This is a genomic window from Pseudomonas libanensis (assembly GCF_001439685.1).
GTDB lineage: Bacteria > Pseudomonadota > Gammaproteobacteria > Pseudomonadales > Pseudomonadaceae > Aquipseudomonas > Aquipseudomonas libanensis.
Genome location: NZ_JYLH01000013.1, coordinates 36,696 through 51,057 on the forward strand (window position 1 = coordinate 36,696; position 14,362 = coordinate 51,057).

Consider the following 14,362-nt stretch of genomic DNA (forward strand, 5'->3'; position numbering starts at 1 on the left):
TTGAAGACAATAGGCTTGCCGCCTATGCAGAAAATATATCGATACAAATACCACGCTCGCCAGCTAGACCGCGGTGATCCCTTCGCAGCCTCGCTGGGGCTCGACAGCTCCCACATTTGACCTGTGTAGCTCGGGAGAGCTATGTCGTAGATTTGAGGTCCACGCCCAAGGTTGTGGCGAAGGCTTTGACCATCGGGCTTCGTGGCGCGTTGTGGCGCAGGATCAAGTTGAACGCGGTGCTCAAATGAACCTGCTCCGGGCACAGTGCGCGTAGACGCCCTTCCCTTACCAACGGCGCGGCGTAGTGTTCCGGCAGGAAGCCGATGAAGCGGCCGGTGAGGATCAGGATGGCGACGGCTTCAACCTGGGAGGCCGAGGCTGACTGGCTGTCGTAGTTGACGAAGGTGGCCTTGTCGCGATGGATCGCATACCGATGGTTCACCACCTCATAGTGGCGCAAGACTTCGGGCGTAATATCGCTCGCAGTGAACAGCGGGTGCCCTACGGCGCAGTAGGCGTGGGCCTTTTCTTCGTAGAGCGGGAAGTAGTCGAATTCTTCGCGACGCTGGTACACGGGGACGATGCCGACGATCAGGCGGCCTTCGACGACGCCGCGTTCAACTTCGTCCAATTGCGAGGCATGTAGGCGTAATCTTATTTTTGGCGACTGGCGATGTAAGTTACCCAAAGCGGTAATCAGCGGGGAATTAACGTCAGAAACGGTGTTATCAATAACGCCGACACTAAGGTCGCCAATAAGCTCATTTTGAGCTGAACTAAGCTTGTCGCGAAAACTGTCCACTGAGGTAAATAACTCGATGGACGCTTGATACACTAACTTGCCTTCTTCGGTCAGCCCAAACCCTTCCCGGCCCCGTGTGCACAGGCGCATGCCGATGCGAATCTCGAGGTCGGAGATCTGTTTGCTGATGGCCGCCAGGCCCACATTCAGCTCGTTTTGCGCAGCACTGAAACCACCGGCTTCGACCACGGCCATAAATACCCGCAGCAGTTTGAAGTCCAGCCCGCTCAGTTGCAGGGGCGGTCTAGTGCCGGGTTTGGGTGGCAGGTTTCCAGAAGTGGAAAGTGGAGTTTCCATAATACGCGTTGACCTCAAGTGCCATATTCAACAGGCTTCAACCCAATCCTTGAACATAGCCAGGCGGCGATAATGAACATAAACATCCGCCCTTGGCAACCTTGAATACGGCGCGTCAGACGCTGGTTCTGCATCGATGAAATTCTGTTGTTACTGCCTCCGACTCTTCTAAAAACAAGCGTGAGGAATACCCATGTCCCAGCCCACCGACCGCCTTTGGGGCGCTCGTTTCAAGACCGGTCCGTCTGCCGCATTGGCGGCGTTGTCGCGCTGTCCTGAGCGCTATTTTCGCCTGACGCCCTACGATTTGGCCGGCTCCCGTGCCCACGCCCGTGAGTTGCAGCGCGCCGGGTTGCTGGACGAGTCTGAGACACTGCGCACGCTGGAAGCTCTGGACCGGATCGGTGATGACTTCGCCGCCGGGCGCCTGCATCCAACCCTGGATGACGAAGATGTGCACACCTTTATCGAACGCGTATTGACCGAGCGCCTGGGCGCCCTGGGCGGCAAGTTGCGGGCTGGACGTTCGCGCAATGACCAGACGGCCAACGATTTGCGCCTTTTCCTACGCGACCATGCACGCACCATCACCACCGAGGTGCTGGGCTTGCAGCAGGCGCTGGTGGAGCAGGCCGAGCAGCATATCGGGAGTATCTGCCCCGGCTTTACCCACTTGCAGCAGGCGCAACCGATTGTATTCGCCCACCACTTGCTGGCCCATGCGCAGTCACTGTTGCGGGATGTGCAGCGCTTGGTGGACTGGGATGCGCGTACGGCATTGTCGCCGTTGGGTGCAGCGGCGATGGCAGGGTCAGCGATTGCCCGCCAGCCGGAGCATTCGGCCAAGGAAATGGGCTACACCGGGCCGTGCGAAAACTCCATCGACGCGGTCGCCAGCCGTGACCATGTGGCGGAGTTCCTGTTTGTGGCGAGCATGCTCGGGGTGAATATTTCACGGCTGTCGGAGGAGTTTTGCCTGTGGTCATCGCGCCAGTTTCGCTGGGTGGTACTGGACGATGCCTACGCCACCGGCAGTTCGATCATGCCGCAGAAGAAGAACCCGGATATTGCCGAGTTGGCGCGGGGCAAGGCTGGGCGCTTGATTGGCAACCTGACCGGGTTGATGTCGACACTCAAATCCTTGCCTCTGTCGTACAACCGCGATTTGAGTGAAGACAAGCACGGCGTGTTGGACAGTGTGGATACGTTGCTGCTGGTGTTGCCGGCAATGGCCGGGATGGTGGCGACCATGAAGGTGCAGGTCGAGGAGCTGAGGCGTCAGGCGCCGATGGGTTTTACCTTGGCGACTGAGGTGGCGGATTGGTTGGCGACCCGCGGCGTGCCGTTCAAGGAGGCGCACGAGATTACCGGCGCCTTGGTGCAAGCCTGTGAGAAGCATGAAATTGAGTTGTGGGAAGCCTCACCGGCGATGTTGGCTGAGGTAGATGCGCGGCTCACGCCCGAGGTGCGCGACTGCTTGACCCTGGAAGCGGCGATTGCGGCGCGCAGTGGCTGGGGTGGGACGGCGCCGGAGCGGGTCCGCGAGCAGATTGGGCGGCTGAAGGTGGCGTTGGCCGAGCAGCAGAAATGGGCTGAGAGTTACCTGGGGTTTCGGATTTAAGCCAGTGGAAGGTGGTGTCTGGACGAGCGTTTTCGCAGGCAAGCCAGCTCCCACATTTTGACCGCATTTCAACAGTTGCACCGAGTACAGCGGTAATCGCTTTTTTGGAGAATCACCATGAACCAAACCCCGGCCGAGCGCTTGGAAATAGAGCGCAAGTTGTCCGAGAACCAGTTCGATATCACCCAGTACGAACACGTACCGCGGCGTTATTACGGGCGGATGTTTTTTGCCACGTTGATCGTGATCGTGTTGGCGGCGCTGCTACGCGCATTCGCCAATGGCCAGATCGAATGGTCCTACATCGGGCAGTTCCTGACGTCTGAGGCGATCCTGTGGGGCTTGGCCAATACCATCATCATGTCGATCCTGGCGATGGCGCTGGGTGTGGTGATCGGCGTGATCACGGCAATCATGCGCATGTCGGCCAACCCGATCCTGCGCTATGTAGCCATCACCTACACCTGGCTGTTTCGCGGCACACCGCTGATTCTGCAGCTGTTGCTGTGGTTCAACCTGGCGCTGATTTTCCCGGTGATCGCGATTCCCGGCCTGTTCAGCATCGACACCGTCGACTTGATGACGCCGTTCGTGGCCGCCCTGCTCGGTTTGAGTATCAACCAGGGCGCGTATACAGCCGAGGTGGTGCGCGCCGGTTTGCTGTCGGTGGATACCGGCCAGTACGAAGCCGCCAAGTCCATCGGCATGCCGAGCCTGCAGGCGCTGCGTAGGATCATTCTGCCGCAGGCCATGCGGGTGATCATTCCTCCGGTAGGCAACGAGTTCATCAGCATGGTGAAAATGACCAGCCTGGCCAGCGTGATCCAGTACTCGGAGCTGCTGCACAACGCGCAAAACATCTACTACGCCAATGCGCGGGTCATGGAGCTGCTGATGGTGGCGGGTATCTGGTACTTGGCGGTGGTGACCGTTCTTTCATTTGGTCAAAGCCGCCTCGAGCGTCGTTTTGCCCGCGGCGCCGGCAAGCGTTCGTAAGTCTGGGTTGAGGAGATTTGCCCCATGAGAAGCATCGTCAAGGCCGTCAACCTGAACAAGTATTACGACCAGTATCACGCGCTGCGTGACATCAATATCGAAGTCGAGCAGGGCGAGGTGATGTGCATCATCGGCCCATCCGGCTCAGGTAAAAGCACGTTGCTGCGCTGCGTCAACCAGTTGGAAAAAATCGACAAGGGCGGCCTCTGGGTCGATGGCGAGCTGGTCGGTTACCGGGTGGTCGGCAACAAGCTGCATGAGATGAATGAAGTGCAGATCGCCCGCCAGCGCCTGGCGACCGGCATGGTGTTCCAGCGCTTCAATTTGTTCCCGCACATGACCGTGTTGCAGAACATCATCGAAGGTCCGTGCCAGGTGCTCAAGCGCTCACCCAAGGAAGCCATCGAAGATGCCCTGGAGCTGCTGGCCCGCGTCGGCCTGGCGGACAAGCGCAATGCCTACCCGGTGGAATTGTCCGGCGGGCAGCAGCAACGCGTGGCAATTGCCCGTGCGCTGGCGATGCGCCCCAAGCTGATGTTGTTTGACGAACCCACCTCAGCCCTCGACCCGGAACTGGTAGGCGAAGTGCTGTCGGTGATGCGCGACTTGGCCACCACCGGCATGACCATGATCGTGGTCACCCATGAGCTGGGTTTTGCCCGTGAAGTGTCCAACCGCATGGTGTTTATGGATGCCGGCCAGATTGTGGAAGCAGGCAGCCCCGAAGAAATTCTAATAAGCCCACAAAACCCGCGTACCCAAAGCTTTATTTCTGCCGTTCGCACTTAACTAAAAAACTAACGAGAACGCCCCCATGAAAAAAATGTTTATCCCCTCCTTGCTCGCAGGCCTGATGGCCTCCACCGTTGTTTTTGCGGCATTGCCGGCGGCCATCAAGGACAAGGGCGAGATCAGCGCGGCCATCGTGCCGAACTATCCGCCGATGGATTTCAAGGACCCGGCCACCAACAAACTCACCGGTCTCGACTTTGACCTGGGTAACGCTCTCGCCGAGCGACTGGGCGTGAAGATCAAGTGGCAGGAAACCGGCTTCGAGCAGATGCTTAGCGGTCTGACCACCAAGCGCGTGGACATCGTGCTATCGGGCATGACCGATACCGCCGAACGCCAGAAGGCGGTGACCTTCATCGACTACTTCACCAGCGGCCCGCAGCTCTACACACTGGCCAAACGTGAAGACCTCAAGGAACTGACCGACCTGTGCGGTAAAAAAGTCGGCACCAGCCGCCGTACGACCTGGCCGTCGGAAATTACCGCGTGGAGCAAGGCAAACTGCGAAGCAGCGGGTAAGCCGGCGATTGTAGTGATCGGCACTGAAGGCTCGGCGGATGCGCGGGCGCAGTTGCAGCAGAACCGTTTGGATGCGGCGATGCAGGGCAGCGAGACCATTCCTTATCTGATGTCACTGGATAAGGGTAAGTACAAGCCGGTGGGACAGGCGATCTCCAAGCAATTCACTGGGCTTGGGATTGAGAAGAGCAATACCGAGTTGGTCACGGCGATCAGTGAGGCGTTGCAGGGGATGATTGACGATGGGACCTACGGCAAGATCTTGAAGAAGTGGGATCTGGAGCAGGGTGCGGTGGAAAAAATCTCAATTAATGCCGGCCAGTAAAAACACAGACTAAAAATGTGGGAGGCGGGCTTGCCCCCGATCGCGGTGGGTCAGACACATATGCATTTACTGACACGCCCTCATCGGGGGCAAGCCCCCTCCCACATTGGATCTGTGTGGTCCTGGAAAAATGACAAGGAAACCCACCCCACCGTGGCCACCTACTCCCTGGTAATCCGTCGCCTGATGATCTGCTCGGTGACCATCGTGGTCAGCCGCGCCATGACCAGCCCGTTGCTGGCCCTCTGGCTGAGCACACGCCTGGGCCTCGACCAGCAGGACATCGGCCTGTTGATGGGCACCGCCGTGTTCATCGCCACACTGCTGGGTTTGTACGGCGGCTACATCATCGACCGCCTGGAAAAGCGCAAGCTGCTGATCCTGGCCATGCTCTCCAGCTCCATCGGTTTTCTATTGCTGACCTTTGCCAGCAACCTCTACCTCACCACCCTGACCCTGGTGATCACTGAAGCCGCGTCGGCGCTGTTCCTGATCGGCTCCAAGGCGATCATCAGCGAGAACCTGCCAGTGGGTGAGCGCGCCAAGGTATTTTCCCTGCGCTACACCCTGACCAATGTCGGCTACGCAACCGGCCCGATGCTGGGGGTGGTCATCGCCGGACAGTTACCCTGGGCGCCGTTCCTGATTGCCAGCGCCATTGCCTTTGGCAGCCTGTTCCTGATGATCGGCATTGCACCGACCCGACGGAATGACGGCCATAAACCCCAGAGTTTCCTCAGCACCCTGCGCACGTTGCGCAACGATCGCACATTGATATTGTTCACTGGCGGCAGCCTGTTGAGCACCATTGTCCATGGCCGCTACACCCTGTATCTGTCGCAGTTTTTGCTGGTGGCCTACAAACCTGCGCAAGCGTTGAAGATTCTGTCGGCGGTGCTGGCCTGCAACGCCATCACGGTGATTGTGATGCAGTACCAGATCGGTCGGTTCCTCAAGCGTGAGCAGTTGCGCCACTGGATCGTACTGGGCACCTTGCTGTTTATCGGCGGGTTGATGGGGTTCAGCCAGGCCGACAGCCTGGTCACCTGGTGCCTGGCGATGTTCGTGTTCACCTTGGGTGAGATGATTATCTACCCTTCTGAGTTCCTGTTTATCGACACCATTGCGCCGGATGCGCTACGGGGTAGTTACTACGGTGCTCAGAACCTGGCAGCGTTCGGCGGGGCGATGAGCCCGGTGATTTGTGGCTATCTGCTGATCAACGCTGCACCCACCAGCATGTTCTATGTGCTGGCCTCGCTCACCGCCATTGGCGGCACCCTGTGTTTCTTGAGTGGCCGACGCGTAGCAGGTTCTTGCTGATATTCAGCTAGGATCCCGCTATTAATAGCGAAACTTCTCACGGACCCGAGCCCATGAAATTCGACACGGCCTACAACCTGAGTCTCGATGACAAATTGTCGATCTACGATGTTCGAGACCTGAATTTCGACGAAACCGCCGATTTCGATTCCGACAAGGACAGCTTCCTCTGCCCCAACGATGCCTGCCGCGCCGTGTTCGATGCGAACAATGTGTTGAGTACCTTCAACGCCAAGAACGTCAACTACCTGCGCACGCCGCACTTCAAGAACAAACCCGGCACCCGGCATATCGACGGCTGCCGCTATGCCAGCAGCCAAAAGACCGCGAGCGGCGAAAATGACGACGAGCGCGAGGACAATTTCCCATCGGAATTTGTACTGACACGCCGTCAGTACGAACGTAAAACGCCTGTTATCGGCACCGATGAAAGCGTCCCACAAGAGCCAACGAAAGCGCCTTCAAACCGTTTTACGACATCCCACAACGACGGCGACACAACCCCGGACAAAACCAGCGTGTTCGCCCACCCGGTGGAATGTTATGTATCGAACATTGATGACAAGGACAAGCTCAAGGCCATGCCCTTGAAGATCGGTGAGCACACGGCCACCTACTGGGCGTTTTTCAAGAGGATCGAATATCTGCAAGACAACAAGGGCTTGATCTACTGGGGCAAGATCAAGGAAATCAAAGACTACACCAGCAGCTTTCGCATCGATTTCGAAAAGAAGGTGTGGCTCGACAAGAAGCCTTATTCGGTCAACGTCTACCTGAGCAAAAAGCTCATCGAGGGCTATCGCAAGCGCAGCGCATTCCTGGAGCAGATCAAGGCGGCGGCCAGCAGCGAACGGCCGCTGTACTGCTTCTTCTACGGGGTTACGCCGCAACTCAAGCAGGTGCCCAGCAAGAAAAACCCCGAGCAAACGTTCGGGGTATTCAGTGCAAATATCGAGAACCTGGATCACTTGATCATCCGGGAAGCGCCAGGGATGGAGTGACGGGGGGCTGGAACGCCCGGGAAATCATCCAGATGATGAGCGGTATAAACAACTGTACAAAAACACAGTATAGTTGCGCTTCAACCGTCGAACCTGGAGAACCCCATGTCCTCTCTGGCAATGAGCTCTTTCGTAGAACAGCAGATCGTGCTGCATCAATTCACCGCCAAACACTGCGCGCAGGCTCGCGTCATGCTGGGCTGGAGCCGGGAAGAACTGGCTCGCCAGGCTGGCGTGGCGGTGGAGGCGATTCAACAATTGGAGGGCCACGGCGACATCGACGATCAAACCCGTTTGATCCTGGCGTTTCGCCTCGAGGCTGAAGGGCTGGTATTTTTCCCGGGGTTCGCGCCGGGGTGGGGCATGACTGCGCGCCGGTTTGACACACCAGCAGCCGAACCCACATCCCAAGGCCTCATGTCTCGGTTGCTGGGCACAACAACGGCAACAATTGACTCAGCAACGCCTCAACCGAATGGTGCGTAGAGTCGAGCCGCAGCACCGGGCAACGCAATGGTTTCAACCAGGTTTCGTGCCGGCGCAGGCTACGTAGGCTGTGGTTGCCAGCATCGTAACGCGCCGCCCAGGCGAGGAATGCGACGCTGTTTTGGTGACGGCTGCCGCCTTCCAGTATCTGCTCGCCGTAGCGCTCCATCTCCCGCAAGCGCAGGCGGTGCAGGCGCACTTCGGGGTCCAGGCGCAGGAACACTACGTGGGTGAACTGCGGGATCATGGCGTCGCCCCAGCCACACAAAGAGCCAGACAGCACCCAGCTTTCATGGCCGGCAGTGTGTTCCTGCAGTAGCTGAATGCGTTCGTCCCGGGGACGGGCGATGGTGAAGGGTTCCGGGGTTTGCTGCCAGTAATAGAAATCCGAGTCGAAATAGGCAATGTTCAAATGTTCAGCCAAGGCCTTGCCCAAGGTAGTAGTGCCGGCTCCCGCAGCGCCGAGGATGTGGATTCTGTAACTGTCCATGGCTTTCCCCCCTGGCATGGAGTGTAGCCCGTGACCGCGTCATGCCTGCGATGGCGAGACGGAGAAATTAAAGTCACCCCTTAGGCAACCTCTGCGGGTATCAGCCAGCAGAGGTTGATACAGACTCACGCGTCAGCGGCGGAGATCTCAACCGTTTCATCTGCGCCTATCGGGGCCGGCGTGAAGGGAGCCCCTGGCAGAAAAGCCGGTTTCTGGATCGCTTGCGAGGCTAGCTCATAACCATAGGCGACTGAGAGCAAGGTGGCTTCGCTGTTGCCCGAACCATAAAAGTAGAGTGCGGTCGGCATGCCTTCATCATCCATTCCAGACGGAACCGACAGGCCTGGATAGCCGGCTGCCGCACTGAAGAAATAATTATGGGATAGGAAGTTCGACACCATGGCGTCGAGTTTGTGTTCCTTTATTGGGTCGTCGACGGTTTTCTGAAAGATGGGAAGGATCTCCTCCCACAACTTGTCGCGCTGTTCCGAAGTCGTTTCCAGACTGTTGATCAGTTCCAACAGCTTCTGATCAGGCTCACCGGGCTGCTGGTTGCGCTTGATAAAAGCAATCAGCTCCGAAAGTGATTTGACCGGCAAACCTTCTCGCCCAGCCAGGTAGTCTTCCAGTTGTTGCTTGACCTCTGCGAACAGCGCTTCGGTGTAACGCTCGTAGGTCTCGTCAGCGACACCCTCTTCCAACGGCCTCACCGGCACCAGGATCGCACCTTGGTCCTTCAACACATCGAGCGCCTTTTCGTAATGCTTGCGATCTGCGCGTTTGGCCGGGTCCTTGGCCTCCTCCTCGGACAATTCAGGCAAAGGCGTGTAGCCAATTCGCTTACCTTTCAGGGCGTCGGCATGCAGGCCATCGGTATAGGCATTGGTGCCGCTCATTGCGTTGAGCGCTTGCGCCGCATCACAGACATTACGGGTGAAAGTACCGACCGCATCCAGGCGTGTACTGGTCATGACGCCCTCGGTGCTGAGCAGTCCTACCGTAGTTTTCAAGCCAAAAACGCCGTTGTAGGCTGCTGGGCTGATAATCGACCCGTTGGTCTCCAACCCCAAGGCCAAAGGCACATGCCCCTGGGCAACAGCGACTGCTGAACCCGAACTAGAGCCCGCCACATGCCCTCCCAGGCGATGCGGGTTCAGCGTCTGGCCACCGCGGGAACTCCACCCATCAGCCGGTGATTCAGAGCGAAAGTTGGACAACTCGCTCATATTGGTTTTACCCACAATCACCACCCCGGCCTTCAACAAATTATCGACAACCTTGGCGTTTCTAGTTGCAGGCGCTCCAACCAACGCCTTCGAGCCTGCGCTGGTCTGCATGCGATCATTGGTTTCAAATACATCCTTGAGCGCTATCGGTATGCCGTGCAAATGCCCACGCACATGGCCGTTGGCACGCTCCTGATCACGCGCCTTCGCCTCACGGAGGGCATCCGGGTTTGTTTCCAAAAATGCGTTGCCGCCCTGTAGCCCACGATCAATGTTGGCTATTTGCTTGAGCGAATCCTTCAACAGCGACTGCGCGGTGACACCGCTTCCCTGGGCCATTTCCACTGACATTTGACAGGCGCTCTTAAAGCCTTGCGGCGGGTTTGAAAGCTCCTGGAACAAGCCTGTCCCCCATCCGCCTGTCGACACGGGTCCGATCATGAAGTGCCTCTCTACGTGACTGAGTGTGAGGGTTATCGGTCGATAACCTCACGCCAGTCTAAGCAGCGCCGCCGCCGCACTATTTCAGGCGAATCCTGCCACGCCGTCCTATCATTCCCCGCTTGACGTAGGCTTCAATACAACCTTTGGTCGTAGGTGGCGATAGGCACGCAACAGGGCCGTCAAGCGATCCCCCGCCCAACGGGCGCCGTAAAACCAGACTTTCGATCCATCCTCCAGCATTTCGCAGACACTGGGATACCCGCTTCTGCACGCGTTATGAAACCCAGCATCCGGATCGTCTGACACCAAGGCATCAAGGCGAAGGCCAGCCACCAGCTCGTCAATTTCGTGACCCGCCTGGCCGCTGTCGCTGCCGCGCTGCACGTCTACCGCCACCCATTGCGCACCGGCCTGGCGCAAGGTGTCGAAGACTCGGCGCAAGGCTGCACTGTGTTCGACGAGTTCAGCCTGCTTGCCCTGCACATAACGTTCGGCGTAGCCGAGACGATACCCCGCCAGCTCCAGTGAAGCGGTGAGTGTGGTGTTATTCAATACCAGGGGAACCTCCACCATCACCGGTTCGGTAGGGTCCATGCCACTGATGGCGATAAGGGATAGCGCGGGGTCACGCACCGGGTTTATCTGGGGGGCCAGGGCGTTATACCCTGGCACGGGTGCAGCGCCCGTGCGTTGCCCGGCACTAAAAATGATAGAAACCGGAGCGGCGTTGAACAATGGGGCAGGAACGTCGGCAGCGTTGACGGGCACGAGTGAAGGCTGGCCGATGGCGCAAGGCAAACCCATCTTCCAAAGTTTCTTACAATGGCTATCCATCGAAATATCCTCCCCGAAATAAAATTCCGGAGATCATCGCACTCTCGTCTGACGTTTGTCGCAGGGCTGAAATCCTCTGAAAAGCTCTTTTCCTTAATCCCCCTGGCTCAGCCTGGGGCCCGCTCGTGCACAAGTTGAGGCTCCACCTCCAACCACCAGGCACGTCCGCGCTCGGGCAGGTTCAAGCGGAACGCCTGCCCCATCGCCGGGGTGGTGATCGTTACGTTGCGTTCCCAGGCCAGGGCCATGATGCGGTCGAAGGGTTCGTGCCAAGCGTGGAATGCCAGGTCGAAGGTGCCGTTGTGGATCGGCAGCAGCCAGCGCCCCTTGAGGTCGATATGCGCCTGCAGCGTTTGCTCCGGCTGCATGTGTACGTGGGGCCAGTCGACGTTGTAAGCGCCGGTTTCCATCAGGGTCAGGTCAAACGGACCGTATTGCTCGCCGATGCGTTTGAAACCGTCGAAATAGCCGGTGTCGCCACTGAAAAAAATTCGACGCCCATCGTCGATCATTACCCAGGAGCACCACAGTGTCTGGTTGCTATCAAACAGGCCACGTCCGGAAAAGTGCTGCGCCGGGGTGGCGATAAAACGAATGCCGTCCACCTCGGTGCCCTGCCACCAATCCAGCTGGCGGACTTTGCTGGCGTCTACTCCCCATTTGATCAGCGTGTCGCCGACGCCCAGGGGCGCCAGGAAGTAGTTTGTCTTGTCGGCCAATTGGACCACAGCCTTATGGTCGAGATGGTCGTAATGGTTGTGGGAAAGAATTACCGCCTCCAGGGGTGGCAACTCTTCAAGGCTGATGGGCGGTTGATGGAAACGCTTGGGGCCGGCCCAACTGAATGGCGAGGCACGCTCGGCGAATACCGGGTCGGTGACCCAGAATTTACCGCGCATTTTCAGCAGTACGGTCGAATGCCCGAGGCGGTACACGCTGTGATCGGGTGCGGCCAACAACTGTTCACGGGTCAGGGGCTGCACCGGAATCTGCCCCACCGGCCGTGTAGTGCGCGGCTTGTTGAACAGCATGTTCCAGAAAATACGCAGGGTCTTGCCCAAGCCGCCGTGCTGCACCGGGGCGTCATTGCTGAAATGCCCCTGGCCCTGCCTGGCAGGCTTGAACGCCACAGGCGCAGGGTCGAGACGGTTTGAAATCGTGGCCATTACAGAGTGACTCCTACGGTCCGCTCAAGAATTACACTGCACAGTGTAGTTTCTAGATTGCAACAAAAGCCGGAGCAAGTAAACTGCCGAGTGTAATTTCCATTTTGAGTCGAATGCTATCCATGACTGCCCCCAAGCGCCTCACCGAGCGTAAACGCGAAGCCATCGTGGCTGCGGCGATCGCCGAATTTCGCGAGAACGGCTTCGAGGTCACCAGCATGGACAAAATCGCCGCCACTGCCGGCGTTTCCAAGCGTACGGTGTACAACCACTTCCCCAGCAAGGAAGAGCTGTTCGCCGAGATCCTCCATCAGCTATGGGCCAGCAGCGTTGCGCAACTGGACGTGAACTACGCCAGCGACCGCCCTTTGCGCGATCAACTGCGCAGGTTGCTGGAGGCAAAAATGAAGATGATGTCGGACACCAACTTCCTTGACCTGGCACGTGTGGCTATCGCTGCCACCATCCATTCGCCGGACCGCGCGCAAGACATGGTCAACCGCCTGAGCGCACGGGAGGAAGGCTTTACCCAATGGGTACGCGCCGCCCAGGAAGACGGCCGCCTCACCTGTACCGACCCGGCTTTCGCTGCCCACCAGATCCAGAGCCTGCTCAAGGCTTTTGCATTTTGGCCGCAGATAACCCTCGGCCAACCCACCCTCGACGCTGCCGCCCAGGCCTGTGTCATCGAATCGGCCATCGACCTGTTCCTCGCCGGCTACGAAGTCAGCACACCGCGCCCGCGATAACACTTGTTGCGTGGGCGACATTCCAGGTCGTTTTTGGCGCATTCACCCGCTGTTTTGCGCAAATGGCCTAGAAGGACACTGATTATTCCCACAGGAATAATCGACAATCGCTCCCATTTGCCGATCATCGGTTCCGCCCGCTGACGCATGCGACTGTACCCGCACAAAAACAGCTGACCCAGGACACTATGGAAAACAGACGAGGCAAAGGGCTTTCATTTGCCAAGCGTATCTACAAGCCAAGGATTATCGGCCTTGGCATCGGCAGTATCAGCGTGGTTGGCGCGTTGTACCCCTTGTCCATGCCCGCTTGGGTCTGGGCGTTGCTGTTGTTCAATGGCTTGGCCTGGGCGCATGTGGCGTACCAGCTCTCAACCCGCTCGCCGTTCCCCTACCAGGCCGAGCAACGCAACTTGTTTTATGACTCGTTGGCCGGCGGTTTCTGGGCGGCCGCCACCCAGTTCTCACCACTGACGACCGTCACCATTCTGTCGATGATGGCCATGAACAACGTCGCCGCCGGCGGCAAACGCCTGTTCCTGCTCGGGCTGCTGGCGCAGGCGGCCGGTATCGCGGTGGCCTGGGGCCTGTTCGGGATCAAGTTCGACCCCGGTGTCAGCCTCATCGAGGTCTACACCTGTTTGCCGATGCTGACGCTCTACCCGATGGCCATCGGCATGGTCTGCTATCAGCTGGCGATTAAACTGTCGGACCATAAACGCGCCCTCAGCGCCCTGAGCCGCATCGATAGCCTTACCGGCCTGCTCAACCATGGCTCGTGGAAAGACCTGCTCAATCTCAAGTTCCATAAATGCCAGCAGCAACAAGGCCAGGCGACCATCGCCTTGATCGATATCGATCATTTCAAAAACATCAATGACATCCACGGCCACACCGTCGGAGATACGGTACTGCGCCAGTTGAGCCATGAGCTGCGCCAACGCCTGCGGGAAGACGACCTGGCCGGCCGCTACGGAGGCGATGAGTTCTGTGTGATCCTTCCGAGGATGCCGCTGGAAGAAGCGGCGCAAGTCATGGAGCGGCTCCGCGAAACTTTCGGTAACTATCGCCATCCGCAAATCCCCGAGCTGCGCGTCAGCCTAAGCATCGGACTGGCGGACTTCCATCCGTCTTTCAACGATGCGGTCGCGTGGCTCAACGCCGCGGATCTCGCGCTGTACGCCGCCAAGGACAGCGGCCGCGACCGCGTCAAGACCAGCGACTGGATAGCCGCCTATCCAGCCTGAGTTAACCGATAACACCTCGTCCGAATCTAACGCCGCCCACCTGC

Annotated in this window: 14 protein-coding genes; 9 read left to right on the forward strand and 5 right to left on the reverse strand. The window is 58.4% G+C overall.

All coding sequences use genetic code 11. The features are described from left to right. Window positions 1-139: 139 nt before the first annotated feature. Window positions 140-1,099 carry a LysR family transcriptional regulator gene (locus TU73_RS19625; RefSeq protein WP_057013614.1) on the reverse strand — a complete coding sequence of 320 codons (960 nt, stop codon included), beginning with the start codon at window positions 1,097-1,099 and terminating at the stop codon, window positions 140-142. A gap of 193 nt (window positions 1,100-1,292) precedes the next feature. Between TU73_RS19625 and argH the strand changes: the two genes are divergently transcribed. From argH to TU73_RS28515, 7 genes are all read left to right on the forward strand, one after another. Next, window positions 1,293-2,720: an argininosuccinate lyase gene (gene argH, locus TU73_RS19630; protein WP_057013615.1), complete on the forward strand. Its 1,428-nt coding sequence runs from the start codon at window positions 1,293-1,295 to the stop codon at window positions 2,718-2,720. Between the two features lie 117 nt (window positions 2,721-2,837). Continuing rightward, the gene (locus tag TU73_RS19635) at window positions 2,838-3,716 is read left to right on the forward strand and encodes an amino acid ABC transporter permease (protein WP_057013616.1); all 879 of its coding nucleotides are present in this window, start codon (window positions 2,838-2,840) and stop codon (window positions 3,714-3,716) included. A gap of 24 nt (window positions 3,717-3,740) precedes the next feature. Next, window positions 3,741-4,505 carry an amino acid ABC transporter ATP-binding protein gene (locus tag TU73_RS19640; protein WP_034108897.1) on the forward strand — a complete coding sequence of 255 codons (765 nt, stop codon included), beginning with the start codon at window positions 3,741-3,743 and terminating at the stop codon, window positions 4,503-4,505. Between the two features lie 25 nt (window positions 4,506-4,530). Next, window positions 4,531-5,352, forward strand: a complete 822-nt coding sequence (locus TU73_RS19645) for an ABC transporter substrate-binding protein (protein WP_057013617.1) — start codon at window positions 4,531-4,533, stop codon at window positions 5,350-5,352. Between the two features lie 153 nt (window positions 5,353-5,505). Beyond that, a complete protein-coding gene (locus TU73_RS19650; RefSeq protein ID WP_057013618.1) occupies window positions 5,506-6,675 on the forward strand; it encodes an MFS transporter in 1,170 nt (389 codons plus the stop codon). Window positions 6,676-6,728: 53 nt separating this feature from the next. After that, window positions 6,729-7,676, forward strand: coding sequence for a hypothetical protein (locus TU73_RS19655; protein WP_057013619.1), 948 nt, complete (start codon window positions 6,729-6,731; stop codon window positions 7,674-7,676). A 105-nt stretch (window positions 7,677-7,781) separates the two neighbouring features. Further along, window positions 7,782-8,162, forward strand: a complete 381-nt coding sequence (locus tag TU73_RS28515; RefSeq protein WP_082642640.1) for a helix-turn-helix domain-containing protein — start codon at window positions 7,782-7,784, stop codon at window positions 8,160-8,162. On the opposite strand, the gene TU73_RS19660 is transcribed toward TU73_RS28515, so the two are convergent. The 4 genes from TU73_RS19660 to TU73_RS19675 form a co-directional block, all read right to left on the reverse strand. Beyond that, window positions 8,092-8,652 (reverse strand): AAA family ATPase, encoded by a 561-nt coding sequence (locus TU73_RS19660; protein ID WP_057013620.1) that lies wholly within the window; start codon window positions 8,650-8,652, stop codon window positions 8,092-8,094. The genes TU73_RS28515 and TU73_RS19660 overlap by 71 nt on opposite strands. Before the next feature lie 125 nt (window positions 8,653-8,777). After that, window positions 8,778-10,229: an amidase family protein gene (locus TU73_RS19665; RefSeq protein ID WP_057013621.1), complete on the reverse strand. Its 1,452-nt coding sequence runs from the start codon at window positions 10,227-10,229 to the stop codon at window positions 8,778-8,780. A gap of 201 nt (window positions 10,230-10,430) precedes the next feature. After that, the gene (locus tag TU73_RS19670; protein WP_231984770.1) at window positions 10,431-11,156 is read right to left on the reverse strand and encodes a hypothetical protein; all 726 of its coding nucleotides are present in this window, start codon (window positions 11,154-11,156) and stop codon (window positions 10,431-10,433) included. Window positions 11,157-11,263: 107 nt separating this feature from the next. After that, the gene (locus TU73_RS19675; protein WP_057013622.1) at window positions 11,264-12,322 is read right to left on the reverse strand and encodes an MBL fold metallo-hydrolase; all 1,059 of its coding nucleotides are present in this window, start codon (window positions 12,320-12,322) and stop codon (window positions 11,264-11,266) included. Between the two features lie 122 nt (window positions 12,323-12,444). Here TU73_RS19675 and TU73_RS19680 point away from each other — a divergent pair, with 122 nt between their 5' ends. After that, on the forward strand, window positions 12,445-13,071 hold the full coding sequence (locus TU73_RS19680; RefSeq protein WP_057013623.1) for a TetR/AcrR family transcriptional regulator: 627 nt from the start codon (window positions 12,445-12,447) through the stop codon (window positions 13,069-13,071). Window positions 13,072-13,259: 188 nt separating this feature from the next. Further along, window positions 13,260-14,318, forward strand: coding sequence for a diguanylate cyclase (locus tag TU73_RS19685; RefSeq protein WP_057013624.1), 1,059 nt, complete (start codon window positions 13,260-13,262; stop codon window positions 14,316-14,318). Window positions 14,319-14,362 lie beyond the last annotated feature (44 nt).

What these genes read in the sequence shown, in the direction of transcription:
- TU73_RS19680 (WP_057013623.1), top strand. Translation starts at nt 12,445, where the DNA reads ATGACTGCCCCCAAGCGCCTCACCGAGCGTAAACGCGAAGCCATCGTG.
- TU73_RS19640 (WP_034108897.1), top strand. Translation starts at nt 3,741, where the DNA reads ATGAGAAGCATCGTCAAGGCCGTCAACCTGAACAAGTATTACGACCAG.
- TU73_RS19660 (WP_057013620.1), bottom strand. Translation starts at nt 8,652, where the DNA reads ATGGACAGTTACAGAATCCACATCCTCGGCGCTGCGGGAGCCGGCACT.
- TU73_RS19635 (WP_057013616.1), top strand. Translation starts at nt 2,838, where the DNA reads ATGAACCAAACCCCGGCCGAGCGCTTGGAAATAGAGCGCAAGTTGTCC.
- TU73_RS19670 (WP_231984770.1), bottom strand. Translation starts at nt 11,156, where the DNA reads ATGGATAGCCATTGTAAGAAACTTTGGAAGATGGGTTTGCCTTGCGCC.
- TU73_RS19655 (WP_057013619.1), top strand. Translation starts at nt 6,729, where the DNA reads ATGAAATTCGACACGGCCTACAACCTGAGTCTCGATGACAAATTGTCG.
- TU73_RS19625 (WP_057013614.1), bottom strand. Translation starts at nt 1,099, where the DNA reads ATGGAAACTCCACTTTCCACTTCTGGAAACCTGCCACCCAAACCCGGC.
- TU73_RS19675 (WP_057013622.1), bottom strand. Translation starts at nt 12,322, where the DNA reads ATGGCCACGATTTCAAACCGTCTCGACCCTGCGCCTGTGGCGTTCAAG.
- TU73_RS19645 (WP_057013617.1), top strand. Translation starts at nt 4,531, where the DNA reads ATGAAAAAAATGTTTATCCCCTCCTTGCTCGCAGGCCTGATGGCCTCC.
- TU73_RS19665 (WP_057013621.1), bottom strand. Translation starts at nt 10,229, where the DNA reads ATGTCAGTGGAAATGGCCCAGGGAAGCGGTGTCACCGCGCAGTCGCTG.
- argH (WP_057013615.1), top strand. Translation starts at nt 1,293, where the DNA reads ATGTCCCAGCCCACCGACCGCCTTTGGGGCGCTCGTTTCAAGACCGGT.
- TU73_RS19685 (WP_057013624.1), top strand. Translation starts at nt 13,260, where the DNA reads ATGGAAAACAGACGAGGCAAAGGGCTTTCATTTGCCAAGCGTATCTAC.
- TU73_RS28515 (WP_082642640.1), top strand. Translation starts at nt 7,782, where the DNA reads ATGTCCTCTCTGGCAATGAGCTCTTTCGTAGAACAGCAGATCGTGCTG.